19 protein-coding genes are annotated in these 17,567 nt (G+C 62.1%); 5 read left to right on the top strand and 14 right to left on the bottom strand.

The features are described 5' to 3' along the window. Positions 1–408, bottom strand: coding sequence for a type II toxin-antitoxin system tRNA(fMet)-specific endonuclease VapC (gene vapC / locus ACN9MO_RS29620; protein ID WP_057251702.1), 408 nt, complete (start codon positions 406–408; stop codon positions 1–3). Beyond that, positions 408–641 (bottom strand): antitoxin, encoded by a 234-nt coding sequence (gene vapB / locus ACN9MO_RS29615; protein WP_113132218.1) that lies wholly within the window; start codon positions 639–641, stop codon positions 408–410. Before vapB ends, vapC begins: the two co-directional genes overlap by 1 nt. Before the next feature lie 249 nt (positions 642–890). Here vapB and ACN9MO_RS29610 point away from each other — a divergent pair, with 249 nt between their 5' ends. Continuing rightward, positions 891–2,339: an NCS1 family nucleobase:cation symporter-1 gene (locus tag ACN9MO_RS29610; protein ID WP_093236477.1), complete on the top strand. Its 1,449-nt coding sequence runs from the start codon at positions 891–893 to the stop codon at positions 2,337–2,339. A gap of 49 nt (positions 2,340–2,388) precedes the next feature. Here ACN9MO_RS29610 and ACN9MO_RS29605 read toward each other — a convergent pair whose 3' ends face one another. Together ACN9MO_RS29605 and ACN9MO_RS29600 are read right to left on the bottom strand one after the other, a co-directional pair. Further along, positions 2,389–3,330 carry a sterol desaturase family protein gene (locus ACN9MO_RS29605; RefSeq protein WP_057251705.1) on the bottom strand — a complete coding sequence of 314 codons (942 nt, stop codon included), beginning with the start codon at positions 3,328–3,330 and terminating at the stop codon, positions 2,389–2,391. Further along, on the bottom strand, positions 3,330–3,641 hold the full coding sequence (locus tag ACN9MO_RS29600) for a hypothetical protein (protein ID WP_057251706.1): 312 nt from the start codon (positions 3,639–3,641) through the stop codon (positions 3,330–3,332). Before ACN9MO_RS29600 ends, ACN9MO_RS29605 begins: the two co-directional genes overlap by 1 nt. Before the next feature lie 215 nt (positions 3,642–3,856). Here ACN9MO_RS29600 and ACN9MO_RS29595 point away from each other — a divergent pair, with 215 nt between their 5' ends. Continuing rightward, positions 3,857–4,063, top strand: coding sequence for a hypothetical protein (locus ACN9MO_RS29595; RefSeq protein WP_156414669.1), 207 nt, complete (start codon positions 3,857–3,859; stop codon positions 4,061–4,063). A 20-nt stretch (positions 4,064–4,083) separates the two neighbouring features. On the opposite strand, the gene ACN9MO_RS29590 is transcribed toward ACN9MO_RS29595, so the two are convergent. Together ACN9MO_RS29590 and ACN9MO_RS29585 are read right to left on the bottom strand one after the other, a co-directional pair. Next, the gene (locus tag ACN9MO_RS29590) at positions 4,084–4,746 is read right to left on the bottom strand and encodes a sulfite oxidase-like oxidoreductase (protein ID WP_057251707.1); all 663 of its coding nucleotides are present in this window, start codon (positions 4,744–4,746) and stop codon (positions 4,084–4,086) included. 88 nt (positions 4,747–4,834) lie between these two features. Beyond that, positions 4,835–5,590, bottom strand: coding sequence for an IclR family transcriptional regulator (locus tag ACN9MO_RS29585; RefSeq protein ID WP_057251708.1), 756 nt, complete (start codon positions 5,588–5,590; stop codon positions 4,835–4,837). A 177-nt stretch (positions 5,591–5,767) separates the two neighbouring features. Between ACN9MO_RS29585 and ACN9MO_RS29580 the strand changes: the two genes are divergently transcribed. The 3 genes from ACN9MO_RS29580 to pcaF are packed head-to-tail and all read left to right on the top strand — an operon-like array spanning position 5,768 to position 8,628. Continuing rightward, on the top strand, positions 5,768–6,628 hold the full coding sequence (locus ACN9MO_RS29580; protein WP_057251709.1) for a CoA transferase subunit A: 861 nt from the start codon (positions 5,768–5,770) through the stop codon (positions 6,626–6,628). Positions 6,629–6,640: 12 nt separating this feature from the next. Beyond that, positions 6,641–7,423 carry a CoA-transferase subunit beta gene (locus ACN9MO_RS29575; protein ID WP_113132220.1) on the top strand — a complete coding sequence of 261 codons (783 nt, stop codon included), beginning with the start codon at positions 6,641–6,643 and terminating at the stop codon, positions 7,421–7,423. Beyond that, entirely contained in the window at positions 7,423–8,628 is a 1,206-nt protein-coding gene (gene pcaF, locus ACN9MO_RS29570; protein ID WP_057251711.1) for a 3-oxoadipyl-CoA thiolase, read from the top strand. The genes ACN9MO_RS29575 and pcaF overlap by 1 nt, the downstream gene beginning before the upstream one ends. Positions 8,629–8,673: 45 nt before the next feature. On the opposite strand, the gene ACN9MO_RS29565 is transcribed toward pcaF, so the two are convergent. The 8 genes from ACN9MO_RS29565 to ACN9MO_RS29530 form a co-directional block, all read right to left on the bottom strand. Then, positions 8,674–9,399 (bottom strand): amino acid ABC transporter ATP-binding protein, encoded by a 726-nt coding sequence (locus tag ACN9MO_RS29565; protein ID WP_057251712.1) that lies wholly within the window; start codon positions 9,397–9,399, stop codon positions 8,674–8,676. Beyond that, positions 9,377–10,036, bottom strand: a complete 660-nt coding sequence (locus tag ACN9MO_RS29560; RefSeq protein WP_425987335.1) for an amino acid ABC transporter permease — start codon at positions 10,034–10,036, stop codon at positions 9,377–9,379. Before ACN9MO_RS29560 ends, ACN9MO_RS29565 begins: the two co-directional genes overlap by 23 nt. Continuing rightward, positions 10,033–10,704, bottom strand: coding sequence for an amino acid ABC transporter permease (locus ACN9MO_RS29555; protein WP_057251714.1), 672 nt, complete (start codon positions 10,702–10,704; stop codon positions 10,033–10,035). Before ACN9MO_RS29555 ends, ACN9MO_RS29560 begins: the two co-directional genes overlap by 4 nt. Before the next feature lie 73 nt (positions 10,705–10,777). Beyond that, positions 10,778–11,563 carry a transporter substrate-binding domain-containing protein gene (locus ACN9MO_RS29550; RefSeq protein ID WP_057251715.1) on the bottom strand — a complete coding sequence of 262 codons (786 nt, stop codon included), beginning with the start codon at positions 11,561–11,563 and terminating at the stop codon, positions 10,778–10,780. 4 nt (positions 11,564–11,567) lie between these two features. Beyond that, the gene (locus ACN9MO_RS29545) at positions 11,568–12,317 is read right to left on the bottom strand and encodes a GntR family transcriptional regulator (RefSeq protein ID WP_058328119.1); all 750 of its coding nucleotides are present in this window, start codon (positions 12,315–12,317) and stop codon (positions 11,568–11,570) included. Positions 12,318–12,653: 336 nt separating this feature from the next. Beyond that, positions 12,654–14,666, bottom strand: coding sequence for a beta-galactosidase (locus ACN9MO_RS29540; RefSeq protein ID WP_057252092.1), 2,013 nt, complete (start codon positions 14,664–14,666; stop codon positions 12,654–12,656). 126 nt (positions 14,667–14,792) lie between these two features. Beyond that, complete coding sequence (locus tag ACN9MO_RS29535) at positions 14,793–15,827, bottom strand: LacI family DNA-binding transcriptional regulator (RefSeq protein WP_113479781.1); 1,035 nt, start codon at positions 15,825–15,827, stop codon at positions 14,793–14,795. A gap of 29 nt (positions 15,828–15,856) precedes the next feature. Continuing rightward, complete coding sequence (locus ACN9MO_RS29530; RefSeq protein WP_425987331.1) at positions 15,857–17,563, bottom strand: amylo-alpha-1,6-glucosidase; 1,707 nt, start codon at positions 17,561–17,563, stop codon at positions 15,857–15,859. Positions 17,564–17,567: the final 4 nt, after the last annotated feature.

Genomic DNA, 17,567 nt, shown 5'->3' with positions numbered 1-17,567 from the left:
TTAAGGAGCGGTCGTCCAATCCTCGACCCGGAGACCGGGCACACGATCGAATTCCCGCCTGTTGTTTGTCACCAGTATCAGGCCCTGCGATCGCGCGTGACCGGCAATCAATTGATCGTAAGGGCCTATCGGCGTCCCACTGCGCGCGAGTTCGGCGCGCAACTGGCCTGTATGGGTCGCTGCTGCCTGATCGTAGTTGAGAACCTCAAGACGCGCAGAAAAGCCTTCTATGACGGAAAGGTTGCGCTCGGGCATGGCGGATCTTTCCGCGCCATAGATCAACTCCATGAGACTGATCGAGCTGATGCATAGTTGGCCGTGGTGCCTGTTGAACGCCTCGCGAACCTGCTGTGGCCGGTTCTTCACCGTAAAAATACAGATATTGGTGTCGAGCATATATTTCAGCATCAGAGAGCCTCGCGCTCCTGTGGCGCCGGCTGCTCTCTCTCTGTCATGAAATCGGTCGTTACGGACTCGCCATCGAACCAACTGTCCCAGGCTTCGCCTGCGGGCGCAATGATCCGCGTTCGCCCCACCGCGACGATATCGACGCGTCTGACATCCTCTGGAAGTGCGACGGCCTTCGGCAGCCGGATCGCCTGACTACGATTGCTGAGGAAAACAGCGCCTTGCTCCGACATCTCTATCTCCGGGATATGCTTTACGTATATCCAAGATGGTATCGGTTGCGGGATATGTCAACGGGATATACAAAATCACTCGCAGCGATAGCATCTTCATCGACGTTGGCAGGGGCCGCGTGGCCCACCGCTGGTCGCCATAGGCCCGCTCGCCTTCCCACGGTCAAAAAGATTTTTGCAACGACTCAAAACAGGAGCAGAATCAATACTGGGGTCCGAGGGGGACCCGGAGGATATACGGAGGAAGACATGGCAGTACGCGATCCGTCGCCCTCGTTGTATAACGAGGATCTGGCACCGGCCGAGGAACGCCGGTGGGGCGCTTTCAGCATCTTCAATGTGTGGACATCCGACGTGCATAGCCTGTGGGGCTATTACCTCGCAGCAAGCCTGTTTCTGCTCTGCGGCAGCTTCGTGAACTTCGTCATCGCGATCGGCATCGGATCGCTGGTGATCTTCTTCCTGATGAGCCTCGTCGGAAATGCGGGCGTGCGCACCGGCGTGCCCTTCCCCGTGCTCGCGCGCGCCTCCTTCGGCACGTTCGGCGCCAACGTCCCGGCACTCGTACGCGCGGTCGTCGCCTGCTTCTGGTACGGCGCACAGACGGCCGCCGCGTCCGGCGCAATCGTCGCCCTTCTCATCCGCAACGAAGGCATGCTGGCCTTCCACCAGAATAGCCACATGCTCGGCCATTCGACGCTTGAGGTCATCTGCTACGTCGTCGTCTGGTCGCTGCAGCTGCTGATCATCCAGCGCGGCATGGAGACCGTTCGCAAATTCCAGGACTGGGCAGGCCCTGCGGTCTGGGTCATGATGCTGATCCTCGCCGTCTATCTCGTCGTCAAATCGGGAACCTTCTCCTTCGGCTCGGAAATCCCGCGCGACGTCCTCATCGAGAAGACCAAGGACGCGGGCGTTCCCTGGGAACCAGGCACCTTCCCGGCACTCGCGGCGGTCGCTGCCACCTGGATCACCTATTTCGCCGCGCTCTACCTGAACTTCTGCGACTTCTCGCGCTACGCGACGGATGTAAAGACGCTGCGTAAGGGCAATCTCTGGGGCCTGCCGATCAACCTGCTCGCCTTCTGCCTGGTCGCCGGCGTGACGACGACGGCGGCCTTTGCCGTCTATGGCGAAGTGCTGCTGCATCCGGACCAGATTTCGGCGAAGTTCGACAGCTGGTTCCTGGCTCTGCTCGCAGCGCTCACCTTTGCGGTCGCGACCCTCGGCATCAACGTCGTGGCAAACTTCGTGTCCCCGGCCTTTGACTTCGCCAATGTCTTCCCGCGGCAGATCAACTTCAAACGCGGCGGCTACATCGCCGCCCTGATTGCCCTCATCCTTTATCCCTTCGCGCCGTGGGAAACGGGTGCGGCACATTTCGTCAACTTCATCGGCTCGACGATGGGGCCGATCTTCGGGGTGATGATGGTTGATTATTATCTCATCCGCAGGGGCCAGCTCGATGTCGAGGCGCTTTACCACGAGAATGGCGAATTCCGCTTCCAGGGCGGCTGGCACGGCAGCGCCTTCATCGCCTTTGCGATTGGGGCGCTGTTTTCGTCGATCCTGCCGACGTTCACGAACATCCTGCCGGCCTGGTGGGGGACCTACGGCTGGTTTTTCGGCGTCGCGATCGGTGGGGCAATCTACTACGTCTTAAGGATCGGCGCACGCAAACCTGCCTTTGCCTCCTAGTCGTTCAATGCCGTACCCGGTCGGACGATCGGGTACGGCATCCACGACATCACGAGCCTCGGCTTGGGCGACCGAGAATTTGGCGGACACCTTCTTTGGTGAAGGGCTGAGCCAGTTGCTTTAGAAATCCCGGTGCGATCTGTCCCTTGATGCCGATATCGATCGAGGATGGACGGTTGGGGTTGTAGTAGGTCCTGAAGATCAAATCCCAGATCACGACGTTCTCGCCGTAGTTCATGTTGCCTTCGCGAAGGTCTTTCGAATGATGCCAGCGATGAAGGCGCGGCGTGCTGAAGACGAGATCGAAAATGCCGGTGCGCATATCGACGTTGCAATGGGTGAGGATGCCCATGAAGGCCGTAACGGCCCCAAGCCACCAGAAAACGTGGAGCGGCGCACCGAGGCAATAGAGCGGGATCTGGCTCATCGCGAGCTTGAAGAGCGAATCGGCAACGTGGAAGCGGCCGGTATTGATGACCCAGAGCCGGACGACACTGTGGTGCAGCGCGTGGAACCGCCAGAAGAACAGTTTTTCATGGGCAATGCGGTGCGCCCAGTAGAGTCCCAGTTCGGCTGTCACCACTGCCAACGCCACCTGAACCACCATTGGCCAATCCGAGGGCCACAATCCAAACTTCAGCGCGGCAAGCGGCTGCAGAATGTTGGCGGCGTACATGGGGAAGACGGCGGCGATCAACCCGGCCAGTTGCAGCAACCCCTTCGTCGCCAGCGTATGCCCGATGTCGTTTACCGTCTCGCCATCCGACAACAACCAGCGTCGCTCGTAGGGGATGTAGCGTTCGAGAAGGAACAGGACAAAGACCGCGGCGGCATAGACCGTCGCGAAGGCGATCATCGGGTGGGTGCTTGCGAAGGCAAAATAAGAACCCAACAGTCCAGAGAAGAACACCAAAGGCCAGGACAGATATCGCAGTATTCGCTTTAGCAGATACCTGGCCTTCGAAAGGGCGCAGCTGCGCTCTGAAATCATCAATTACGCTCCATCCATTCCAGCAACTCGCGGCATGTGCGCGGGCGGCCATCGCTGACGCGCCCGTCCGAACATGCATCCAGGCTAAGGTCCGGATCCGGCCAATCACCCCACCTCGTGCCGCCGTACATGCGCCTGATCTCGGCACAAGTGCGCGGCTTTCCGTCACTTAGCCGACCATCACGACAGGGATCGTACAGGTGCTGTGCTGTGCGTTGCGGATCGTCCGCAATCCACAGCCCTTTGTCGTCGGCATGCCCCGAACCCGCGCCGAACAGCATCATCCACATCGGCAAGACGACCAACCGCATCGACAACCGTCCTTGTTTGAAAACGTTATTGCCGAACTTTGGGGGGAGCGGATTACACGAGCATTGCGGGAAGCCGCAGGATGCAACCTGGTGCGTCCCGAAGCAACCTTTCATTGATTGGCGGCAGATGCCCGGGGCTCGGAGCACGCGCGCGCCCTGCTGGCGTTCTGGATCAAGCAGCGGCTCGTCGTCCTTCGCGAGATGACCCGGCTTGCGTGGCGATACATGATCGAAACACAGGGCGAGGCAGCGCTGTCGCCCCTGATGCCCTTCGTGCTGGAGCGCGCCTTACCCCAACCATCGACACCATTGCCGACACGCTCGGCCAATATGAGGACGGACCGTCCTTTCAGGCGGCGATCGACCTCGTCTGGCGCTACCAGCTGGCAGGACTGAAGTCGCTCATGGCTCCCAAGCATTGAGGTAAGGGTGGGCCAGGCTCTCAGTCGTCCGAATAGCGCTCCTCGCGCCACGGGTCGCCACGCATGTGATAGCCATTCTTCTCCCAGAACCCAGCGGCATCACCCGCGCGAAAATCAATCCGCGTCAGCCACTTGGCGCTCTTCCACAGATAGAGATGCGGAACAACGAGCCGCATCGGTCCGCCATGGGTGCGGCTGATCGGCTGCCCCTCCCAGTCCGTCGCCAGGATCGCGTCCTCGGAGGCGAAGTCTTCAAGCGGCAGGTTGGCAGTGTAACCGTCATAGCTCGTCAGCATGACGTGGCTGGCCTCGGGCTTCGGCATCACATGATCCAGCAGGTCGCGGGTCGCGACACCCTGCCAGCGGTTGTCATAGCGCGACCAGGTGGTGACGCAGTGCATGTCAGAAAGCCTGTCGCTTTGTGGCAGCGCCTTGAAGGCCGCCCATCCGAGCGACAAGGAATGCTCGACAAGGCCGGTAACATCGAGCCGCCAGCTTTCCGTCCGAATGATCGGCTGCTGGCCGAGGTCGAGCACCGGCCAATCCTTGACCAGGTGCTGGCCGGGCGGCAGGCGTTCGTCTTCCGGCCGGGCGATCCGTCCGGTCAGGAACTTGCCGTCTGCGGCCCAGCGTCGCTTCGTCGTCGTGAGTTTGGTTTCCGGCGGATGCGTGTCGTCGGTCATGAATCTTTACTCCCGGCCCGAATTCACTCGCCAAGCGGAAATAAGAAGGGCGCCGCTGCAGAACGTCAAGCGCAGGAGCGCGAAGTTGCTATCTTAGGACCAAGCGCAACGCGGCTTGCGTTTCCTTGAGCAGCGGCAGGTAACGCTCCGCCATCTCCGCTGCGGCCACATGCGCGGCCGGCGCACCGATGTTCAGCGCCGCAACGATCCGGCCGCGGTCGTTCTCGAGCGGAACGGCGATGGAGCAGAGACCAAGTTCCAGTTCCTGATCGATGAGGGCATAGCCCTGATCGCGCACCCGACGAAGCTCGGCGATCAAATCGTCAGGATCGGTTTTCGTATGGGGCGTGTTCGCCTTCAGGTTCGAACGCGCCAGGATCTCGCGCGCCTCGTGCTCCGGCAGTGCCGCCAGCCACACCCGCCCCATCGACGCGCAATAGGCCGGTAGACGCGAACCAGTCGTCAGGTTGATCGACATCACCCGCTTTTGCGAGGCCCGGGCAATATAGACGATTTCGGTACCATCAAGCACTGAGGCCGACGCGCTCTGCCCGGCGCGATCCGAAAGCTGGTCGAGGTAGGGCTGTATGATTGTCGGCAGCGGCGTCGCCGAGAGATAGGCATGGCCCAATCTCAGGATCTTTGGCGTCAGCGCGAAGAACTTGCCGTCGTAGTCGGCATAGCCGAGCTCGGAGAGCGTCAGAAGCGACCGTCTGACGGTCGCCCGGTCAAGGCCCGTGATCTTCGACGCCTCGGCGATCGACAGCTTCGGACGGGTCTCGTCGAAGGCTTCGATCACCGTCAGCCCTCGCGCAAAGCCGCTGACGAAATCCGTCTCTCGCATCTGACATCCCTCGATCTATCCGCCGGCATTTTGTGCGATATACGAACAAAAGTCAAATATCGCACAAAATATTTGACGGTTCGGTTCGATCGGCGCTTATTGGCATGCGGAAGAGAGCAAGCCGCCCCGCCGCCCGACAGGCCGCAGGCGCACCAAACAGCAGCGAAGAGAGGAAACATGGCGAAGATCGTTTCGCTCGCCGAGGCCGTCGGCGACAATGTCAGGGATGGCGACACCGTCGCCATGGAAGGCTTCACCCACCTGATCCCCTATGCCGCGGGCCATGAGGTGATCCGCCAGGGCCGCAAGGATCTCTATCTCGTGCGCATGACGCCTGACATTCTCTACGACCAATTGATTGGCGTCGGTGCTGCGCGTGGCATGAAGTTCTCCTGGGGCGGCAATCCGGGCGTCGGCTCGCTACACCGCTTCCGTGATGCTGTCGAAAACCAGTGGCCGCGTCCGCTGGAGATCGAGGAACATTCCCATGCGGCCATGGCCAACGCCTATGAGGCGGGTGCTGCCAACCTGCCCTTCGCGACGCTGCGCGGCTACATCGGCGCCGACCTGCCGAAAGTGAACCCCAACATCAAGTCGGTCACCTGCCCCTTCACCGGCGAGGTGCTCGCCGCCGTGCCGGCGATCCGCCCTGATGTGACGATCATTCACGCCCAGCGCGCCGACAGGAAGGGCAACGTGCTGATCGAAGGCATCGTCGGCGTGCAGAAGGAAGCCGTTCTCGCGGCCAAGCGCTCGATCGTCACGGTCGAGGAGATCGTCGACGAACTCAACCCGCCATCTCCCAACTCCCTCGTGCTCCCGGGCTGGGCGGTTACATCAGTTGCCCAAGTCCCGGGCGGCGCCTTCCCATCCTATGCGCACGGCTACTACCCGCGTTCCAACGCCTTCTACATCGGCTGGGACGAGATCGCCCGCGACCGCGACAGCTTCACCGCATGGATCAAGGAAAACGTGCTCGACGCCAAGCCGGAAGACTTCGCCAAGCATGCCGGCACCAAGCCGGCAAGAGCGGCCTAAAGGGAGGATAGAATGAGCGACTTCACCCCCACCGAAATGATGACCATCGCCGCCGCGCGGGCGCTCTCCAATGACGATGTCTGCTTTGTCGGCATCGGCGCGCCTTCTGCCGCCTGCAACGTCGCGCGGCTGACGCATGCGCCGGATATCACCTTGATCTACGAGAGCGGTACGGTCGGAACCAAGCCGGACGTGCTGCCGCTTTCGATCGGCGACGGCGAACTCTGTGACACGGCACTTTTCACTGTCTCGGTGCCAGAGATGTTCCGCTACTGGCTGCAGGGCGGCCGCATCACCACCGGCTTCCTCGGCGGCGCCCAGATCGACAGGTTCGCCAACCTCAATACCACGGTCGTCGGCCCCTATGACCATCCGAAGGTGCGGCTGCCCGGCGGCGGCGGCGCTCCGGAGATCGCTTCCAATTGCGGCCGCATCTTCATCACCATGGCACTGTCGAAGCGCGGCTTCGTCGAGAAGCTGCCGTTCATCACCTCCATGGGCCATGGCGAGGGCGGCGATCAGCGCGAGCGGCTGGGCATGAAGACCAAGGGACCGACCCGCGTCATCACCGATCTTTGCATCCTGGAACCGGATCCAGAGACGAAAGAACTGACGGTCGTTTCGATCCACCCGGGCGTGACCCGCGAGCAGATCGTCGAGAACTGCGGCTGGGCGATCAAGTTCGCCGCGCATGTGATCGAGACGCCAGCGCCGACGGAACTGGAATTGACAACCCTTCGCGACATCAATGCCCGCACCAAGAAGGCGCATCAGGGCGACAAGGAGGCTGCGTAATGGCCGAGGCATTCATCTGCGACTACATCCGCACCCCGATCGGCCGCTTCGGCGGTTCACTCTCCTCGGTGCGAGCCGACGACCTCGGCGCGATCCCACTCAAGGCACTCCTCGAACGCAACACCGATGTCGACTGGGACGCGGTCGATGACGTGATCTTTGGCTGCGCCAACCAGGCGGGCGAGGACAACCGCAACGTCGCGCGCATGTCGTTGCTGCTCGCCGGCCTGCCGGTCGGCGTGTCCGGCACGACGATCAACCGGCTCTGCGGTTCCGGTATGGATGCGGTGATCGCTGCAGCGCGGGCGATCAAGTCGGGCGAAGCCGAGTTGATGATCGCCGGCGGCGTCGAGAGCATGTCGCGCGCACCCTTCGTCATGCCGAAGGCGGATACCGCCTTCTCGCGCAACGCCGAGATCTACGACACGACGATCGGCTGGCGTTTCGTCAACCCGCTCATGAAGAAGCAGTACGGCGTCGACTCCATGCCCGAGACCGGCGAGAACGTCGCGGCGGATTTTCACGTTAGCCGCGAAGACCAGGACGCCTTTGCCGTCCGCAGCCAGGCGAAGGCTGCTGCAGCTCAAGGCAATGGCCGGCTGGCAAAGGAGATCGTCTCGGTGACGATCCCGCAGCGCAAGGGCGAGCCTGTCGTCGTCGACCGCGACGAACACCCGCGCGCAACGACGATGGAGGCGCTCGCCAAGCTTGGCACGCCTTTCAAGAAGGAAGGCGGTACGGTGACGGCCGGCAATGCCTCCGGCGTCAACGATGGCGCGACCGCCCTGATCATCGCGTCGGAAGCAGCAGTTAAGAAATATGGGCTGCGGCCGATCGCTCGCATTCTGGGCGGCGCGACCGCTGGCGTACCGCCGCGCATCATGGGCATGGGCCCGGCCCCCGCATCGAAGAAGCTGATGGCGCGCCTCGGCCTCAAGCAGTCGCAGTTCGACGTCATCGAACTCAACGAAGCCTTCGCGTCGCAGGGCCTTGCCGTGCTGCGCGACCTCGGCATCGCCGACGACGATGCGCGCGTCAACCGCAACGGCGGCGCCATCGCACTCGGCCATCCGCTCGGCATGTCCGGCGCGCGCATCACCGGCACGGCGGCCTTGGAGCTGCACGAAACCGGCGGGCGCTATTCGCTGTCCACCATGTGCATTGGCGTCGGCCAGGGCATCGCGGTGGCATTGGAGCGCGTCTAGCCGCCGCGCCAAGCTGCGACGCGGGACCCCGGTTGGCTCGGCCTCTCAATGAAGGCCGAGAAACTGTTTCAGTTCCGGTGTCTGCGGACGGGCGAAAACCTCTTCCGGCGGCCCGACTTCGTGGACACGGCCCTGATGCATGAACACGACCCGCGAGCAGACGTCGCGTGCGAATTTCATCTCATGCGTCACCATTAGCAGCGTCATGCCCTCGGCGGCAAGTTCGCGCACAACCGCCAGGACTTCCGAGACCAGCTCCGGGTCCAGCGCCGAGGTGATCTCGTCACAAAGCAGCGCGATCGGCTGCATGGCAAGCGCGCGTGCAATTGCCACGCGCTGCTGCTGCCCGCCTGAAAGCTCGTCGGGATAGGCGTCGAACTTGTGTGCGAGGCCGACGCGCTCCAGCATCTTGCGGGCGATCGCCTCCGCCTCTGGCTTCGGCGTCTTTTTCACGACCGTCTGCGACAGCATAACGTTGCCACCGACCGTCTGATGAGGAAAAAGATTGAACTGTTGAAAGATCATTCCGACCTTCAACCGCAGCGCCTTCAGATGCACCTCGTCGTCCAGGAGCTGCGCACCCGCAACTGAAATCGAGCCTCTGTTGATCGTCTCAAGGCCATTGATACAGCGAAGCAGCGTCGATTTACCCGAACCGCTCTTGCCAATGATGGCAATGACTTCGCCTGACGCGACATCAAGATTGATGCCTTTCAACACTTCCGTCGCGCCATAACTCTTGCGGACTTCAGTGATTTCGATGAGCGACATTGAGCTTCCTTTCGAGGATCTGGCTGCTCTTCGACAGGGGCCAGCAGAGCGCGAAATAGATGAGGGCCACGAGGCCGTAGACGGTGAAGGGCTGGAAGGTGGCGTTGGTGACGACAGTGCCGGCCTTCGACAGTTCGACAAAGCCGATGATCGAGGTCAGCGCGGTACCCTTTATGACCTGCACCGAAAAGCCGACGGTCGGCGGAACGGCGACTTTCATCGCCTGCGGCAGGATGACGTAACGCATCTGTTGCAGCCAGCCCATGCCGAGGCTGCCGGAGGCCTCCCATTGCCCCTTGGCGACCGCCTCGACACAACCGCGCCAGATTTCGCCCAGGAAGGCCGCGGTCCAGAGGACCAGCGCCAATCCTGCAGCAAGCCAGGCCGGTACGTCGATGCCAAATAGGCCGAGCCCGAAGAAGGCGATGAAGAGCTGCATCAGGAGCGGCGTGCCCTGAAACAGCTCAATGTAATATTTGGCGAGCGATCGCAGCGATTTGCGTTTGCTGATGCGCAGGAAAAGCAAAGCGAGCCCGACGATGCCACCGCCCAGGAAAGAGACGAGCGAAAGGACGACCGTCCAGCGAGTTGCGAGCAGCAGGTTGCGCAATATATCCCAAAGGGTGAACTCGATCATCGCGCGGTCCTCCGTGGGAAAATGAACCCGCCGATGATCGCCAGCGCTTGGCGAAGCAAGATCGCCAACGCGAGGTAGATGATCGTGGAAACGATGTAAGCCTCGAATGCGCGGAAAGTTCTCGACTGGATGAAGTTGGCGGCGAAGGTCAGGTCTTCGGCAGCGATCTGCGACACGACGGCGGAGCCGAGCATGACGATGACCACTTGGGATGACAGGGCGGGCCAGATGCGCTGAAGCGACGGCACCAGAATGACATGTCGAAAGGTCTCGAAGCGAGTCATGGCGAGACTGGCGCCAGCTTCAAACTGGCCCCTTGGCGTCGCCTGAATGCCGGCTCGAATAATCTCGCAACTATAGGCCCCGAGATTGACGATCATGGCGATATTGGCGGCTTGCAATTCGCTGAGCTGCAGGCCCAACGATGGGAGGCCGAAGAAGACGAAGAAAAGCTGGATCAGGAATGGCGTGTTGCGGATCAGCTCGACATAGGCTGCGACCACCGGCTTTAGCCAGGCCGGACCAAGCGCCCTCACCCAGGCGCAGCAGATTCCGAGCGAAATACCGGCGACTGCGCCAACCGCGATCAGTTCAGCGGTGATGCCTATCCCTTTGCCAATCTGAGGATAATATTCGAGCAGCCAGCCAAATTCGAAATGGTAATTCAAGATGCACCCCTGGTTTGACGAACATCCAGTGGCGCCGTCCCGCACTGCGGCGAGACGGCGCGGCGACGGTTGATCAGAGATCTGTCGGCAGGTCGGTGCCGAGCCACTTCTGCGCAATGGCGTTCAGCGAGCCGTCGGCCTTGGCGGCGGCGATGATGCCATTGACCTTTTCGAGAAGGGCGGGTTGCTCCTTGCTGAGCCCGATATAGCAGGGCGAGTTCTTGATAAGGAACTTCAGCTCCGGACGCTTCGGTGGGTTCTTGGCGAGAATGGCAGCGGCCACCACGTTGCCGGTTGCAACCGCCTCGACCTGCCCGGACAGGAAGGCAGAGATGGTGCCGTTGTTGTCTTCATAACGCTTGATGACGGTATCGGCCGGCACGATCTTGGTCAGTTCCAGGTCTTCGACCGCGCCGCGCGTGACGCCTACGACCTTGCCTGTAAGTTCCTCCGGCTTGGTGACCCCGAGTTCCGCGGGCGCGAACACGCCATTGAAGAAGGGGGCATAGGCGGCGGAGAAATCGATGACCTTTTCCCGATCTGGATTTTTGCCGAGGCTCGAAATCACCAGGTCGACCTTGTTTGTCTGCAGATAGGGAATCCGGTTCGCGCTAGTGACCGGTACCAGCTCGACCTTCACGCCGAGCTTGTCGCCGATCAGATTGGCCATGTCGACGTCATAGCCCATTGGCGCCATGTCCGTGCCAACGCTACCAAAAGGCGGAAAATCCTGGGGAACGGCAACGCGAAGCGTGCCGCGGGACGTGATATCGCCAAGCGCGTCGGCGTGGGAAACCGAGCCGAAGCCGATGGTGGCGGCCATCGCCGCCATGGCTATGAACAGTCGTCTTGCGAGCATTGGGTCATTCTCCTTTTTGGGTTCGCGGTGTTTTGCTGCGTGACGTCCTTGACGGCGGGGTCACGGTCTGGGGAGGAAGCGCGAGCGACCGCCGGAGGTCGGCCAGGGGATCGGGGTGTTGCGTCAGGTCCAGCCCGGTCTCCACCTCGTCCAGGTGCTCGACGGAAAGCGCGGCTGCTTTCGAAAAATCCCCTTGCTCCATCGCTTCGACGATGCGGCAATGCCCGAGGTGGGATTGCACGGCGTGAAAATCCGACTGATAGAGCATCGAGATCAGAATGGTTCTGGCCGTGAGATCGCGAAGGATCTCGATGAGAACGGCGTTATCCGCCAATTCGGCCACACGAATATGGAAATCGCCCATCAGGCAGGTGAGGCGCTGGCGATCGCCGGCTTCGATCGCCGCTTTCTCTTCGGCAAGGTGGGCATGCAGCCTGTCGCGGCCGCTCTCCGCCAGCCGCCGCATGCTGCGCAGCAGCCCAGCTTCGATGACGCGTCGCGCGCCGTAGACCATCGTCGCCTCTTCGGCAGACGGTTCCGCGACGAACCAGCCTCTACGCGGGCTGACATGAACGATGCAGCGTGTCTCGAGGCGCATCATCGCTTCGCGCACACGAGTCCGCGACACGCCGAAGAGAGAGGCCAGTTGGTTCTCGCTGAGCCGTGTGCCGGGCTTTATGCGGCCCGAGAGGATGCCGGAGACGATGGCCTTCTCGATCGGATTATGGAACGTCGGTGCTGCTCTATCTTGCATACAAGACAGGAATGCAAAGCCTGTGCCAGTCTCATATACCCGCGTCTTCAAAGGCTTGCGGGAGATCCGTTCTCATCTTTCGCCTATCCGGATGCAGTCAGCTCGCTTTCTGGGCACCGTTTTTCAGGCAGCAGATATCGGCGCGCCACCCACGTCCGGTCGGAGCGAGCATTCTCCTCTGCGCTGGCTGCCACTCATCGCATCCTCAGGTCGAAGCCGACCCGGACGTGAGTCTCGCGCCAAAACAGGCCATCGTCGCCACACCGCGCACCCGGATCTATGCACGGCGTGACGAGCGAGATCGGTTGGAAAGCGGGTCTGTTGCCCGCTTCCCTATCACTCCGTCCAGATCGCGACGTCGACCGGATCGAGCCTGCGGCCGCCGACATGGAAGGTCGCACCGGCCGCTGCCGGCACGTCGACGGCCGTCTTGCCGTAGTTGAAGGCGAAGGTAAGCTTGCCGCGACGGGTGATGCGCAGATCGCCGAGATCTGCGAGCGCCTCGACCGAAGCCCAACCAAGCGCATCGCCGATCACCTTGCTCAAGAATTCACCGCGTGCCGCGGTTGCCAGATACCGCGCCTTGTCGTTGCCGACTAGCGCCGGGGCACCATTGCGGTAGTCACCCTCGAAGGTCGCAAGCACGCTCTCTCTGGTCCTGACCGTCTCGCGCCAGACGCCAGCCGGGTAAGTCTCGTTGCCGTAAAGCACGCTCTCGGCATGAAACTCCGGAAGCGACTCGACGCGCGCGACGCTGACGTCGATCAGCGAGGCGAGCGGCCCTGGCGGCAAGCCTTCGGGAATGTGCATATCCTCGGTCTTGCTTCCACTGCGCGGTCCGAACAGAACCTTGGCGCCGGAAGCGGCTAGGTTCTGAACGAACGCCTGATCCGGAATTACGAGGTCGGGCGCCAGCACCAACTGGTAGCCCTCGAGATCCGAGTGCTGGCCGATGATGTCGACGTCGACGCCGAAGCGAGCGACGGTCGAGTACCAGTCGAGCGCGATCTGCGACGCCAGATAGGTGCGGCCCTGCGGCAGCGCCCGGGTCGCCCAGCGCGAATTATAGTCGAGCAGGATCGCGAGCTTGGCCTTCTCGCGGCGCTCGCCCTTCGGCAGCCGCTTCATCTCCTCGGCGACCTGCGCAACTTCGAGATATCCCTGGTCCGCCTCGCTGTTCGGCAAGAGCAGTCCGGCATGGAACTGTTCCTGCGCAAACGGCACCTGGCGCCAGCGGAAATAGGAAACCATGTCGACGCCATGGGCATAGGCGAGCCAGGTCCAGAGCCGGACCATGCCGTCGGCCGGCGACTGGTTGTGCGAAGCCCAGTTCACCGGACCCGGCTGCTGCTCCATCACCCAGACGCGACCGTTGCCGACGGCGCGGTAGAGGTCGTGGTTGAAGGCCGGCTGATCCGGATCGCCGACGCGGAGGTAACGGCCCTTGTCTTCGGAGGAGAGACGGCCGTTGAGCAGTCCACCCATCGGATAGACGTCCCACGACGCGATATCGATGTCCTCGCCGACCTTGTAGTGATCGAAATCGGTATTTTGCGACATGAAATTGTGCGTCACCGGACGGCCCGGCGAGTGTTTGCGGATGATGTCGACCTGCGCCTTGTTGAAGCTCTTCACCTGGTCGGAGGAGAAGCGGATATAGTCGACGATATGAGTCGGGCTCGGCTCTTCCACAAGATTGTTGGGAAGTTCGACCTCGTCGAAGCTCAGATAGTTCATTGCCCAGAATGCCGTGCCCCAAGCCCGGTTCAGTTCCTCGACCGTGCCGTAGCGCTCAGCCAGCCATTCGCGGAAGGCGCGCAGCGCCTCGTCGGAATAGCTGTAGATCGTGTCGTGGTCGCCATATTCGTTATCCGTCTGCCAGGCGTGCACGAAGGCATTATCGCCGTAGCGCTCGGCCATGGCTTGCGAGATGCGCGCCGCTTCGATGCGGTAGCGGCGGCTGGAAAAGCAGTAGTGACGGCGGGCACCGAACTTGCGCACCACGCCCTTGACGTCGACGGGCAGGATGTCGGGGTAGCGATCGATCAGCCACTTCGGCGGTGCTGCCGTCGGGGTTCCGAGGATCACCTTGAGGCCAGCATTTCCGAGCACCTCGATCGCTTCGTCGAGCCATTCCCAATGGAACTCGCCCGACCTCGGCTCGATCTTCGCCCAGGCGAATTCGCCGATGCGCACCCAGGCAAGCCCGAGCTCGACCATGCGGCGCGCGTCCTCTTCCCACTTCGCGCGCGGCCACTGCTCCGGATAGTAGCAGACGCCGAGTTCCAGCATGTCCGTCTGCTGCTCTTTGGCGTTGAAGCGGTTCGATCTCGTCAGGGGCATGTGCACGGGTCCGGTCCTTCGTCATTTCATTCGGCCGGTTGGTTCCAGCCTCGGGTTTTGTCTGTCTCGTCTTGAATATAAACGTTTATATTCAAGAACATGAAAGGGCGCCCTAATCGGGCGAAAAGTTCGTCAACGGTTCGGGTTCAAGCGATCGTCGCAGCGTTCGATGAGGTTTGGCATCAGGAGCGTCTGCAGCGCCTCCGGCGGCTCGCCCTCCATGCGCCTCAGGATATAGGCACCGAGCAGGCTGCTCGGTTCGCTGATCGGCAGGTAATAGGTGGTGATCGGCGGCGCGAAATACTGGCTGACATTGAGGTCGTCGGTGGCATTGATCACCGCATCACGCCCATGCACCAGACCGCGCTCATGGAAGCCGGAGAAGGCACCGAGCGCCGAGGCTTCATTGGCGCAGATATAGGCGGTCGGCGCATTGCTGAGCTCCGACATCGTCAGCACGTTTTCGCGGCCGAAGGCGGGCGTCAGCCGGCCGTGGGCAACGAGGGCCGGATCGTAGGGCAGGCCAGCGACTTCAAGGGCACGCTTGTAAGCTTCGAGCCGGGTGATGCCATAGCTCAATTCCGAGAGCGGGTTGAGCAGTGCGATACGGCGATGGCCGCGCTCGACCAGCCGCGCCATCGACACCCGGATCATCTGCTCGTTGTCGGCATCGACATAGGCATGCGGCGCGTTGTGGATGCTGGTGCCGTAGGTGACGAAAGGAAAGTCCGCCGCCTGCATGGTGCGGATGCGCGGGTCGTCGGCGCGAGTGCCCGAAATGATGATGCCGTCGGCCTTCTTCAGCGACACGATCTGCTTGATGACCGCCTGACTTTCCTCGAAATTGCGAACGGCATAGAGCGAAACGCGATAGGGGCTGTCTTCCAGCGCCCAGGAAATGCCGCTCAGGAGCTGGGCGTATTCGACGCCTTCCCATTCGTTCTGTTTCGGGCCCGGCGCCGTCATGATCGCGGCGACCTGGTAGGTCTTGCCGGTGCGCAACTGTACGCCATGCATGTTCAGTTCGTAGCCGACGCGTTCAGCCGCCTCGATCACGATCGCGCGCGTCTCCGGGCGAACCTGAGGCGAATGCTTCAGGGCCTTGGACACGGTGGCGATGGAAAGCCCCGTCTCCAGCGCGATGGTCTTGATCGTCGGTCTCTGCATGGCGTCTCTGCTCGTCACGGGTTGCTAGATCACGATGATTTGGGTCGGCTGAGCGATGCCGCCAGCTGAAGATAGACTGCGGATGTCCAGGCGAATGCCCGATCGCGAAGGCCCCTCCCCGAGCGCGCATCGAAGTTTTCGGCCATACCGCTTTTGCTGGCAAGTGAACAGAACTTTTCCGCGACTTCATGCGCAAGTTCAATCTGCCCTTGCCGGCGAAGACCGTCCCAGAGAAGCAGCGTGGTCGGCGCCCAGATCGGCCCGCGCCAATAGCCGTCGTCCTCGTAGAAGGAACTGAGCGGGCTCTCTGTCGCCGGTCCCCATTCGGTGATGAAGCCGCCAGCAACGAGTCTTGCAACGAGCTTCTCGCGCATCTCAGGCACCAGTCGCGCGCCCAAGAGCAGCGGCATGAACTGAATGAGGTTTTCTCCCGGCAGGATCCGCTCCGGATCCGCGGCGAGCCGCGCGCCAAAAGTCTCGCCGGTCCACAGACGTTCGAACAGCAGGGTCTGCAGCTCATCCGCCTTGCGGCGCCACATCGCCTGACGCTCCGCGTCTTCCTCCAGCAGGTTCGCGAGCGTCTCGCAGGCGAGGACCAGGAAAACCGGCAGGTCCGGCGAGATCACCGGGCCGCCTTCGGCAAAGAAGGTGGCGTTGTCCCAGCCGCTGTCGTTGCCGTGGAAATAGGACGGCAGGCTCGCCGCATCCTTGCGGCCATGAGTCAGCCAGTAGTCGACCTGGCGGCCGATGGCATCGCGCAGGTAAGACTTGCGCTCTGCCGTGAGGAAAGACGGGTCGGCAGCCGAAATCAACGATACCGCCCAGCCGTGCACAGGCGGCTTGGTAAAAGCGAAGAGCACGTCGCGGTCGTTGATATAGTCAGGCAGCAGGCCGGAGGCATCCTGGTGATCGAAGATCGCCGCGAACTGGTCGAAGGCGAGATCCGGGTCGAAGGCGGCGACGCCGAGGGCGGAAAAGGCGTTATCCCAACTCCAGATGTTGATCATGTGGTTCTTGGACATATAGATCGCCGGCCGCGTCAGCGCACCGCCGGCGGGCACGCCGTTAGCCCAGAGCAGATAGCTCGCGAGACGATGCGCCTCGTCCTGGCCTGCGACGCCCTTGGGACCGCGTGTGTGCCATTCGGCGAATTCGGCCGCGGCGCCTGAAAGAGCCTCGGCGAAACGCCCGGGCCGATCGACTGGCGGCACGGTGCGGAAGAAATCGACATTGCCCTCGAAGGCTCCCGCGCTGGAGAAGGCGAAGGAGACGTCTTCCGAATGATCGCGCTGCCAGGCACCGGTGACCTTCAGCTCGCCAGCGATCGCCCGGGGGATGAACTTGACGTTCTCGACCGCGGCGACCAGGCAATCCTCGCCCTTCGGCGTGCGGTAGACGTAGTCGTAGCGCGATCCTTCGAGATGGAAGCGGACGCCCGCCTTCTTGCCGGCGACGTGCAGCCTTTCCCCTTCGCCGATGACGAAGGTGACTTCTCCTTCGCCGACGCGGGCGTCGAGCCGCTCCGGTGAAAGCACGAGCACAGGCGCCATGGTCTCGCCATCAGCATCGAGAAACTCGACGCGGCAGAGACGCCCGAGCGACGGCCGTTCGTCGCCGCCGGCGACATGGCGCAGATAAAGCGCGCGCTCGCCATCGCGGCCCGGCACCCGCATCATCGAGAGCGTCAGGAACCGGCCTCTGCGGCTGAAGGGCACGAAGTCGATATCGAACAGCATGCCG

This window comes from Ensifer sp. R-19, from assembly GCF_049905105.1.
Lineage (GTDB): Bacteria > Pseudomonadota > Alphaproteobacteria > Rhizobiales > Rhizobiaceae > Ensifer.
Note: the sequence above shows the minus strand (reverse complement) of the source record. Positions and strands in the feature narration are given on the sequence as shown.